This window comes from Pseudoalteromonas sp. ESRF-bin5, assembly GCF_002632075.1.
Lineage (GTDB): Bacteria > Pseudomonadota > Gammaproteobacteria > Enterobacterales > Alteromonadaceae > Pseudoalteromonas > Pseudoalteromonas marina.
In genome coordinates, this window is the sequence record NZ_NTLW01000119.1 from 22959 (window position 1) to 34125 (window position 11167).

The 11167-nt window shown below is 40.6% G+C and carries 11 protein-coding genes; all 11 read left to right on the forward strand.

Features of this window, described 5'->3' with window-relative positions:
- Positions 1-35 precede the first annotated feature (35 nt).
- Entirely contained in the window at positions 36-2411 is a 2376-nt protein-coding gene (locus tag BCG07_RS06100; protein WP_502694046.1) for a flagellar hook-length control protein FliK, read from the forward strand.
- 57 nt (positions 2412-2468) lie between these two features.
- Positions 2469-2996: a flagellar basal body-associated protein FliL gene (fliL, locus tag BCG07_RS06105; protein WP_008132626.1), complete on the forward strand. Its 528-nt coding sequence runs from the start codon at positions 2469-2471 to the stop codon at positions 2994-2996.
- A 9-nt stretch (positions 2997-3005) separates the two neighbouring features.
- On the forward strand, positions 3006-4097 hold the full coding sequence (fliM, locus tag BCG07_RS06110) for a flagellar motor switch protein FliM (RefSeq protein ID WP_138740372.1): 1092 nt from the start codon (positions 3006-3008) through the stop codon (positions 4095-4097).
- A gap of 20 nt (positions 4098-4117) precedes the next feature.
- Positions 4118-4516 carry a flagellar motor switch protein FliN gene (gene fliN, locus BCG07_RS06115; RefSeq protein WP_006792745.1) on the forward strand — a complete coding sequence of 133 codons (399 nt, stop codon included), beginning with the start codon at positions 4118-4120 and terminating at the stop codon, positions 4514-4516.
- On the forward strand, positions 4513-4896 hold the full coding sequence (gene fliO / locus BCG07_RS06120; protein ID WP_006792746.1) for a flagellar biosynthetic protein FliO: 384 nt from the start codon (positions 4513-4515) through the stop codon (positions 4894-4896). Before fliN ends, fliO begins: the two co-directional genes overlap by 4 nt.
- A 4-nt stretch (positions 4897-4900) precedes the next feature.
- Positions 4901-5641, forward strand: a complete 741-nt coding sequence (gene fliP / locus BCG07_RS06125) for a flagellar type III secretion system pore protein FliP (protein WP_006792747.1) — start codon at positions 4901-4903, stop codon at positions 5639-5641.
- A gap of 40 nt (positions 5642-5681) precedes the next feature.
- Positions 5682-5951: a flagellar biosynthetic protein FliQ gene (locus BCG07_RS06130; protein WP_006792748.1), complete on the forward strand. Its 270-nt coding sequence runs from the start codon at positions 5682-5684 to the stop codon at positions 5949-5951.
- A gap of 3 nt (positions 5952-5954) precedes the next feature.
- Positions 5955-6734, forward strand: coding sequence for a flagellar biosynthetic protein FliR (fliR, locus tag BCG07_RS06135; protein ID WP_006792749.1), 780 nt, complete (start codon positions 5955-5957; stop codon positions 6732-6734).
- A 9-nt stretch (positions 6735-6743) separates the two neighbouring features.
- On the forward strand, positions 6744-7874 hold the full coding sequence (gene flhB, locus BCG07_RS06140; protein WP_286889304.1) for a flagellar biosynthesis protein FlhB: 1131 nt from the start codon (positions 6744-6746) through the stop codon (positions 7872-7874).
- Positions 7875-7947: 73 nt separating this feature from the next.
- Positions 7948-10056 (forward strand): flagellar biosynthesis protein FlhA, encoded by a 2109-nt coding sequence (gene flhA, locus BCG07_RS06145; protein WP_006792751.1) that lies wholly within the window; start codon positions 7948-7950, stop codon positions 10054-10056.
- A gap of 20 nt (positions 10057-10076) precedes the next feature.
- Positions 10077-11167, forward strand: a 1091-nt coding sequence (gene flhF, locus BCG07_RS06150) for a flagellar biosynthesis GTPase FlhF (RefSeq protein ID WP_286889306.1), incomplete at its 3' end; no start/stop codon positions are given.

The following is an 11167-nucleotide window of genomic DNA, read 5'->3' on the forward strand; positions in this document are numbered from 1 at the left end:
CATGTTGCCGTAACCGTATTAGGTGACTTATGGCGATGAATGATATTTCTGTTTCAATTTCGGCTGATAAAGAGTCTTTTTTAGCATTTAAAGACAGTAGCTTAGCCGATTCTTCTGATGAATCAGGTACTGAGTTTTTTACTCAGTTGCAAGACGCCCACACTACATTTGAGCCAACAAAAAAAGAGATTAATAAGCCTGAAACAGATACTTTATCTGCCGCCTCAGCAGATTCCTCATCAGTTACTAATGAAAAATTAAACAGTGATTCAGATGATGAAGACATAGCCCAAATAAATTTGGTGTCTGGAAGCGATATTCTGGAGCAGATCAATTCATCTCAACTAATGAACACTGAGGTTACAAAGCCAAGTGAAAAAGCAAAAGATATAAACCTTGCAGATACATCAACAAATAAAACACCGCTTGATATTGCTGATTTAAAAGAGAAACTGCCGGTTAAAGGCTATTTTGCTGTGCCAGCAAAAGATTTACCTGTTAAAGATGAAGTAGGTAAAATAATAAGACCACATGCAACACTTACTGATAACAACACAAGCAGTGTGGCAAGTTTAGTAAATGATGTAGATATTAATGACTCGTCAAATTCACAAAGACAAAATAAAACGTCTCTTGCTCAGGCTGTTGAAGCAGAACTAAATATAAAATCGGATAAAGTTAAACACCCTGCAGAAGCGCAAAGTATAACTCAGGGCTTTGATACAAAAGATAATGAAGCAGATACTAAAAAAGGCATTTTTACGGATAAAATAACAGCTTCACAAAGTTCAGTACTCTCTGACGTGAGTGTCAATTCTGATCAGACTATTTTAAAAACGGATGTTGATAAAATAGATACTACTCAAAGCACATTAGAGAATAGCGGTAAAGTTAACGTCAACACTTTAGCTCAAAATACCACAGCTAAAAATACAGTTGCGGAACTAACAGAAAATACGCTCACAGCAACGTTACCCAACTCAAACATAACTGAAACTGAGAAAGCAGACGCGATAAATACACTCATTGCTAAAGATGAAAATGCATTAATGTTACCCAACTCAAACATAACTGAAACTGAAAAAGCAGACGCGATAAATGCACTCATTGCTAAAGATGTAAATGCATTTAAAACAGATAAAGTATTAGCAAGCCTAACGCCTGAACAGCTAACAAAATTACAGACTGAAATTAAACCAGTGATGCTTGACGCACCTAGCAAAGCTGAAAAATTGACGGTTTTAAAGCAAATGCTTACCCAATTTATAACGGATAATAAACAGACACAAAGCACTGACGTTAAGTCGTCAGTCAGTGAGCAGTTTAATACGCTTTCAGGGACAGAAAAGCAGGCACTACTGACTCAATTAAATGCCTTTATTAAAGCCGAGCAACCAAAAGGTGAACAGTTAGCGGCTATTAAGCAAGCGATTGGTGAGCTAAAAGTGTTGGTTGCGAAAGATGCGAATCAATCATCAGACACTAAATTTACGATATCGCAAAAAGCTGTAAATGACTCACAAAAATTGCCGCAAACAAATGAATCTCAAATAGACAAAGTGGTTACCTTACCGGTAAAAGGTGAAGAGATAACAAAACCAGTTACTTTTGTAGCTTCACAAACACCAAATACGGTAAACAGACCACAAAAAGTGAGTGTGAAATCAGGCTCTGAAAATAGCGCTGATCCAACTAAATTAGCAGCACAGCCTACTAGTGATGAAGAGCTTACAAAAGCGCTTGAGCAATTGCAAAAAGAGGGGCTAAAAAATACCACGGCTGAGCAGTCACCCGCTAAAGTTATGCAGGTGTTTAACCATATAACTAATGCTTTAAATACAACCCAAACCAGTGCCCAAAGCTATTATGATTCGGTTGATTATGAAATGGGCTTGTTGGATCAACAAGCTATTCAAAATCAGCAGTTACAAAGTACAGCACAGACAAAGCAGGTAAGTATTGATCCTGGTGTGATGCAGGCGATTAATATAGTTAAAAGTGACGCGGCCAAGTTACTACAAGAGCGCGTTAGTTCAATGCTAAGCATTAATAACAAAGAGGCTGAAATTCGTCTGGATCCACCTGAGATGGGCAGCATGCAAATACGAGTTCGTAGCGATGCAGAACAAGCACAAATTAACTTTGTGGTACAAAACCAGCAGGCCAAAGAAGCACTCGAACAATCTATGCCTCGCTTACGCGAAATGTTAGCGCAACAGGGATTGGAACTTGGTGAAAGCACTATTTCATATGGCCAATCAGGTGGTGAAAATGCTGAGCAAAATGAATCGGGGGCGGGTGAGCAATTAGCCAAAAATGGAGCAGCAAATAGTGAAAGTGATGAGCCATCAAATAGCCCAGAACAAACTTCTGAGCAACAAACATCATCATCAATAGATTACTATGCCTAACTACTGCTATTATAATAACTAAAACAAGCAAATACCTTTGCGATATAAGGAATCATGATGGCTGAAGAAACAAGTTTAGAAATAGAAGAAGCGCCAAAAAGTAAAAAAAAGCTGATAATTATTATTGCAGCAGTATTGCTCGTTGTAGGTGGTGCTGCGGGTTTCTTTTTAATGTCGGGCTCGGATGAGCCTGTTGAAACATTAGATGAAGAAACGACCCTTTCAGAGGAAGCGCCAGAAGCTTCTGGGTCATCTGCAGAAATAGGCAGTGCGCTTTATGTTGCGATGCCAAGACCTTTTGTTTTTAACGTTCCGGGCTCGAGCCGAGATAGAATTGTACAAATTAAAGTGCAACTTTTGGTACGTGGTGAGGTAAATGAAGAAACAGCTAAAAAGCATATTCCGCTGATTGAAGGTAAGTTACTCAGTGTATTTTCGACCACTACTGCTGACGAGCTTAGTACCAGTGCAGGTAAAGAAACTCTGCGTTTTACTGCGCTAGAGACAGTGCAAACTGCCTTAAATGACGTTGAAGGCAGCAAAGTAATTGAGCGGGTATTATTTACCGGCTTTGTAATGCAATAAGGGGTTAGCGTGAGCGACTTATTATCCCAAGACGAAATTGATGCGCTATTACATGGTGTTGATGACGTTGAAGAGGAAGATATAAACGATGGTGAAGATGGCGGGGGAAGTACGCTTCAGTACGATTTTTCTTCGCAAGATCGAATCGTACGTGGTCGCATGCCGACGCTGGAAATTGTTAATGAGCGTTTTGCTCGCCATATGCGAATTAGCCTATTTAATATGATGCGCCGCACAGCGGAAGTGTCTATTAATGGCGTTCAAATGATAAAGTTTGGTGAGTATGTTCACACTTTATTTGTACCAACAAGCTTAAATATGGTGCGTTTCAGACCTTTAAAGGGTACCGGCCTGATCACCATGGAAGCACGGTTAGTATTCATTTTGGTGGATAACTTTTTTGGCGGTGATGGCCGTTACCATGCAAAAATTGAAGGCCGTGAATTTACCCCAACAGAGCGCCGAATTGTGCAAATGTTGCTAAAAATAATCTTTGAAGATTATAAAGAGGCATGGGCACCGGTAATGGACGTGTCGTTTGAGTACCTCGATTCAGAGGTAAACCCCGCAATGGCTAATATTGTAAGCCCGACTGAAGTTGTGGTTATTAGCTCTTTTCATATTGAACTCGATGGTGGCGGCGGTGATTTTCATATTGCCTTGCCATATTCAATGCTTGAACCAATAAGGGAACTTTTGGATGCGGGTGTTCAGTCAGATACTGAAGATACCGACTTGCGTTGGAGTAAGGCATTACGAGATGAAATAATGGATGTTGAGGTTGACATGTCAACTCAGCTTTTAGAAGTTGACTTAACACTTCAACAAATAATGGAGCTTAAACCAGGTGATATTATTCCTGTTGAAATGCCAGAGCATATAACTGTATTTGTAGAAGAGCTACCCACGTTTAGAGCTAAAATGGGCCGCTCTCGTGATAATGTTGCGTTGCAAATTAGCGAAAAAATTAAACGACCTGATTCAGTTAAATCTGAGCTGCATGTATTTACCAAAGGCGGCAAGAAAATTGACTCAGATGCAGAGTTAGCAGAATTAGAAGAAGATTTACACCTTTCAGACGGTGTAGACTTAGACTGGTAATTGATTAAAAGGTTAAACGTATGAGCGATGATCAAGACACAATGGACGAATGGGCAGCCGCACTTGCTGAGGCTGAAGGTGGTGATGATGCTGGCGAAGCGCAAGTTGCCGAACTTGATGAATTAAGTGATGAAAAAAGCGAAATAACAGGCGAAGAAAAGCGCAAGCTCGATACTATTTTAGATATCCCAGTGACCATATCGATGGAAGTTGGACGCTCAAAAATTAATATTCGTAATTTGCTACAACTTAACCAAGGCTCTGTAGTTGAGCTTGATCGTGTTGCTGGTGAGCCATTAGATGTATTGGTTAATGGTACCTTAATTGCTCACGGTGAAGTGGTTGTCGTAAATGATAAGTTTGGTATTCGTCTAACGGATGTTATCAGCCAAGTAGAGCGGATCAAAAAGTTACGATGAGTGCCTTTTTTGCGCTAACAGCGTCTGTATTTACAAAAACAGAGTCAGTTACGCCTACGGGCGATTTAATTTCTATGGTGCTTTCGCTTATAGTGGTGCTAGTGCTCATTGTTGTTCTGGCTATTTTTGTAAAAAAACTTAATCCTAATTTGGCAAACAGTGATGAATTTAAAGTGGTTCGAAGTCTTCCCTTAGGCTCACGCGAACGCTTAATGGTGGTAGAAATTGATAATGCGCAGCATTTATTGGGCGTCACGCCGCACAGTATTAATTACCTTCATAAATTAGAATCACCACTGAGTGAAAAAGAAATCCCAGAACTTGCTAAGCAATTTAGTAAACTGTTAAACCCCAAATCGAAACAAAATAAAAAGAACTGAACCTATGACTAAGTGGCTGCTAATTATTTTTGCCATTGTGTTTGTTCCAAGCGTAAGCGCTGAAGGTATTGATGCGCTTACTATCACAACAAACGCAGATGGCACACAAGATTACTCGGTGACATTGCAAGTTTTAGCCATTATGACGGCGCTGAGTTTTATACCGGCAGCCATAATCATGATGACGTCTTTTACACGTATCATTGTTGTACTCGCAATTTTACGCCAAGCAATTGGTTTGCAGCAAACGCCCTCTAATCAAGTACTGTTGGGCATGTCTTTATTTTTAAGTATTTTTATCATGGCGCCTATTTACCAAAAGGTTAATGACGTAGCCATAGAGCCTTATTTAAATGAGCAAGTTACGTCGGTACAAGCATTGGAGCTTGCAAAAGAGCCAATGAAAGCATTTATGCTCTCGCAGGTTCGTTTAAAAGACTTAGAAACATTTGCCAAAATAGCAGGCTATGACAAGCTAGAGTCACCTGAAGAAACTCCGCTCATAGTTCTTATACCCGCATTTGTAACAAGCGAACTGCAAACCGCGTTCATCATAGGATTCATGTTTTTTATACCTTTTTTAATCGTCGACTTAGTTGTTGCGTCTGTACTCATGGCTATGGGTATGATGATGCTCTCCCCCATGATTGTTTCCTTACCCTTTAAAATAATGCTGTTTGTACTTGTTGATGGCTGGAGCTTAGTGATGGGAACCCTCGCCAAAAGCTTTGGTTTAGGCACGTAGTATGTTTTTTTTGAATGGTACTAAAAGATAGGATTACAGCATGGAACCAGAAATTTTTGTTGATATTCTTAGCGATGCACTGTTTTTAGTTATTAAATTAGTATCGGCTATTGTTGTTCCAGGTTTAATTATTGGCCTAGTGGTGGCGGTGTTTCAAGCGGCTACGTCTATCAATGAACAAACGTTGAGTTTTTTACCGCGTTTGCTAATTACTATAAGTGCATTAATTGTTGGTGGTCACTGGTTTACACAAGAACTTATGGACTTTTTTACCCGGTTGGTGTTGCTCATTCCCGAAATTGCAGGTTAGCAAGTGGAGTACCCGTTTTCAGTTGTCATTCAATGGTTGAGCGACTTTTTACTACCTTTGGTACGTATTAGTTCTATGATTATGATAATGGCGGGGTTAGGCGCTAAAAATGTGCCAACACGTATAAAACTGGGTTTATCAGTGGTCGTGACTCTGTTGGTTGTGCCTGTTCTTCCTCCAGCTACATTTACTAACTTGTTTTCGTTTGAAATGATTTTAGTGGTCATACAGCAAATGCTTATTGGAATAGCGATTGGCTTTGCTTCTACCTTGTTACTCAATACCTTCGTATTGGCAGGTCAGATACTTGCTATGCAAACCGGTTTAGGTTTTGCTTCTGTCATTGACCCCTCAAATGGAGCCAGCGTTCCGGCTGTTGGTCAGTTTTTTCTTATTTTAGCAACACTATTATTTTTTGTATTCAACGGCCATTTAATGATGATACAGATGGTTGTACATAGCTTCGAGGTACTGCCAATTGATGGTAATTGGTGGTCAGTAGATCATTACTGGGATATTGTAACGTGGGGCGGTTGGATGTTTACAACGGCTTTAGTGCTCTCACTTGCACCATTGACAGCAATGCTAGTTATTAATATTTCATTTGGTATTATGACCCGTGCGGCGCCTCAGTTAAATATTTTTGCTATTGGTTTCCCATTCACTCTTGTAGCAGGGCTTGTCATTATTTGGGCAACATTGGGGAACTTCATCCTGCAATTTGAATTTCAGTGGCTTAAAATGATCGAACTAATGTGTACCTTAGTTGGTTGTTCACCTTAGGAGTGTGTTATGGCTGAAGATTCAGGTCAAGAAAAAACAGAAGAACCCACAGGGAAAAAAATAGAAGAGTCTAAAAAGAAAGGGCAGGTTGCTCGTTCAAAAGAATTAGGCACCATGTTTGTTCTTATATTTTCAGCTATTTCATTGTTAATGTACGGCCCTGAAATTGGTAAGGGGTTATACAATATTATGGGCAGAATGCTCAGTCTTAATCGAAATGAAACCTACGACACCACTAAAATGTTTGCGGTTTGGTCCAGTGTTGCCGACGCGCTTATTTTTCCTATGGCTATGTTTGTATTCATTATTTTATTTGCGGGCATTATAGGTAATACCTTACTAGGTGGCTTTAATTTTAGTTGGCAAGCAGCCGCTCCTAAAGCAAGTAAAATGTCTCCATTTAAAGGCTTTAAACGCATGTTTGGCCCACAAGCTGCGGTAGAGCTTACTAAAGCTATTTTAAAGTTTTTAGTGGTCGCAAGTTTTGCCTTTTTTTTAATTAATACCTTTTTTGACGAAATATTACACTTAAGCATTGAGTCTGCACCTAATAATATTATCCATGCGCTCGAAATCCTCTCGTGGATGTTTTTGGCATTGTCGTGCACATTGGTAATTATTGCAGCAATCGATGCCCCGTATCAAAGTCATACTCACCATAAGCAGTTAAAAATGACACTGCAAGAAGTAAAAGATGAGTACAAAAACTCTGAAGGTGACCCTCAAATAAAAGCGCGTATTAGGCAAACTCAGAGACAAATGTCTCAAAAAAGAATGATGCAAGACGTGCCCGATGCCGATGTAGTTGTTACCAACCCAACGCATTATTCTGTTGCTCTTAAATACGACACTGAGCGAGCCGGAGCACCTATAGTGCTAGCTAAAGGCGTGGATGAACTGGCTATGCAAATTCGAAAAGTGGCAAACGGTAATGATGTACCCATTGTTGAGTCGCCAATGCTTACTCGAGCGCTTTATTATACCGCAGAAGTAGGAGAACAAATTCCTGATCAACTGTTTACTGCCGTTGCACAGGTGCTAGCTTATGTTTTTCAGCTAAAACGCTTCAATAAAGGTCGCGGAAAACGCCCGACTAAGCTTAATAAAAAGCTCCCCATTCCTGATGCCTACAGGTATTAATATTTCCCCTTTATTAACTTGGAATAGTTATTGCTAATTCTACGTAGTGTCAATTTTTTGAAATTGTAGAATTATGAGTTTTAAAGCGGTATTACAACAACTTAATGCAGATAAAAAAGAATATGCAAAAGGCGTAGGTACGCCTTTGCTTGTGCTTGCAGCTTTGGGAATGGTCATTTTACCGTTACCGCCATTTTTACTTGATATCCTTTTTTCATTCAATATTGCGTTAGCGTTGGTGGTACTACTCGTCACGGTTTACACCATGAAACCCGTTGAGTTTGGTATGTTTCCGGCCGTGTTGCTTATCGCCACAATTATGCGCTTAGCACTCAACGTAGCCAGTACACGAGTTGTACTTTTAGAGGGACATAATGGTGGAGATGCTGCGGGGAAGGTAATAGAAGCCTTTGGCTCTGTTGTTATTGGCGGTAATTATGCTGTTGGTTTAGTGGTGTTTTTAATTCTGATTATTATTAACTTTGTAGTAATCACAAAAGGTGCAGGGCGTATTTCTGAGGTATCTGCACGTTTTACACTTGATGCAATGCCTGGTAAGCAAATGGCAATTGACGCTGATTTAAACGCAGGGTTTATTAGTGCCGAGCAAGCGCGCGATCGCCGAGAAGAAGTAACCCGCGAGGCCGATTTTTATGGCTCAATGGATGGTGCAAGTAAGTTTGTAAAAGGTGATGCTATTGCTGGTATCGTCATTTTAATTATCAACATTGTTGGTGGCCTATTTGTTGGCATGATCCAGCATGACTTAAGCTTTGGCCAAGCTATGGAAGTTTACACACTCCTTACGATTGGTGATGGCTTGGTGGCTCAGCTCCCCTCATTACTACTATCAATTGGTACCGCAATTGTAGTAACACGCCAAAACGAGTCTCTCAATATGGGCGACCAGTTTAAGAAACAACTTGGCAACGAAAAATCTTTATTTATAGCCTCTGGCATCTTAATTACCATGGGCTTAGTGCCTGGCATGCCTCATTTAGCATTTTTAAGCCTAGGTGCATTATTAGGTTATTTAGCTTATTACACTCAACAAAGTAAATTAAAAGTGGCTGCAGCAGAAGCCGAGGCTGCTGCAAATGGAACTGCTGGTACGGGTGTTGCCAACAAGCAAGAGCAAAAAGAACTAGGCTGGGACGACGTTCAGCAAGTAGATGTAATTGGCTTAGAAGTGGGTTATAGATTAATTCCTTTGGTTGACCAGTCTCAAGGCGGAGAGCTGCTAAATCGTATTAAGGGTGTTCGTAAAAAGCTCTCTCAAGAGCTGGGTTTTTTAGTTCCACCCGTACATATTCGCGATAACTTAGAGCTTGACCCTAATGCATACAGAATTACGCTTATGGGTGTATCTACCGGTGAAGGTGAACTGAAGCATGGTGATGAGTTAGCAATAAATCCAGGTCAAGTATTTGGGCCAATTAAAGGGGTTGAAACCAAAGACCCTGCTTTTGGGCTTGATGCGGTATGGATAAAACCAGATCAAAAAGACGAAGCACAATCGCTTGGCTATACCGTGGTAGATTCAGCGACAGTTGTGGCTACACACATTAGCCAGTTACTCACTAACAGCGCAGCACTGTTGTTAGGTCACGAGGAAGTACAGAACTTATTAGATATGTTAGGTAAAAGCCACCCTCGCTTAGTTGAAGGTCTAGTCCCTGACGTATTACCGTTAACTGTGATTGTAAAAGTACTACAAAATCTACTTAATGAAGGCGTTGCAATTCGTGATATGCGCTCAATTGTACAAACCCTTGTTGAGTATGGGCCACGTAGTCAAGACCCTGATGTGCTAACGGCTGCAGTACGTATTTCATTACGTCGATTAATCGTTCAAGACGCTGTAGGCATGTCTTCAGAAATCCCTGTCATAACCTTGGCGCCTGAGTTGGAACAGATGTTGCATCAGTCACTACAAAATGCAGGCGACGAAGGTGCCGGTATAGAACCAGGACTTGCAGAGCGACTTCAAGTGTCACTAAATGAAGCGCATCAAAATCAAGAAATGTCCGGTGAACCTTCAATATTGCTAACGTCGGGAATGTTACGCACTGTGTTATCTCGTTTTGTTAAGTACACCATCCCGGGTTTAAGGGTGATGTCTTATCAAGAGGTACCAGATGAAAGACAGATCAAGATAGTCAGCTCTGTTGGCCAACAATAAGATTTTAAAGGGGTTGAATCATGAAAATAAAACGTTATTTTGCTAAAGATATGCGCACAGTACTTAAAGAAGTTAAAGACGAATTAGGTGTTGATGCGGTTATTATGTCAAATAAAAAACTAGCTAACGGTGTAGAAATTGTAGCAGCAGTAGATTATGACAAAGCAGCCCCTAAAAAAGAGCAAGCACTTAGCGCTCCAGGACAAAGCTCAACAAAAACACAGCCAGTGCATAATTTTGTAAAACCAGAGCCTCTTCGCGCTAAACCAGAGCCACAAGCGAAAGTAGCCGATAGTCTTCAGGCATTATTAGAGCGTCAAGCCCCACGCCCTCGTTCTGCAGAATTGGCTTCTATGTTTTCTCAATCAGGTATTGATACTACAGACAACTACCAAGAGCCAGTTCAAGAGCAGCGTCCTCGTCCTATGTTCACTAATGAACGTCAAGCTTCAGCGCGTCCGCAAACACAAGCAGACAGCCTTGGATTTGATGATTTAGAAAGTGGTTTTGATGATCTTGACAGTCCAGTGACACCTCGCCAAGAAACTAAGCATACTGAAAGTGAGCAAATTTCGTCAATGCGTGACGAAATGAATGCCATTCGTCAATTGTTAGAACATCAAGTGTCAGGGCTTATGCAACAAGACATGGCAAGACGCGATCCTACTCGTGCATGCATGATTGATCGTTTAGTCGGTATGGGAATAGATAAAGATGTTGCTGAGCAAATGGCGTGCTTTGTTCCTGACGATGTATCTCGCCAGCAAGGTTGGAAAGCACTTTTAACAATGGTTGAAGATCAGATGCAGACAACCAACAACGAGATTTTACGTCAAGGCGGTGTATACGCCTTAGTCGGCCCAACGGGTGTTGGCAAAACAACAACCGTTGCTAAATTAGCTGCACTTGGCGCACAAAAATATGGTGCAGACAAAGTCGCTTTAATCACAACAGACACATACAGAATTGGTGCTTATGAGCAACTCGCCACTTATGGCCGAATTATAGGTTGTGGTGTTAAGCAAGTTAAAGATGCTAATGAATTAGCTGAAGTTTTATATCATTTACGAAATAAACGACTAGTATTAATTGATACTGCGGGTATGAGCCA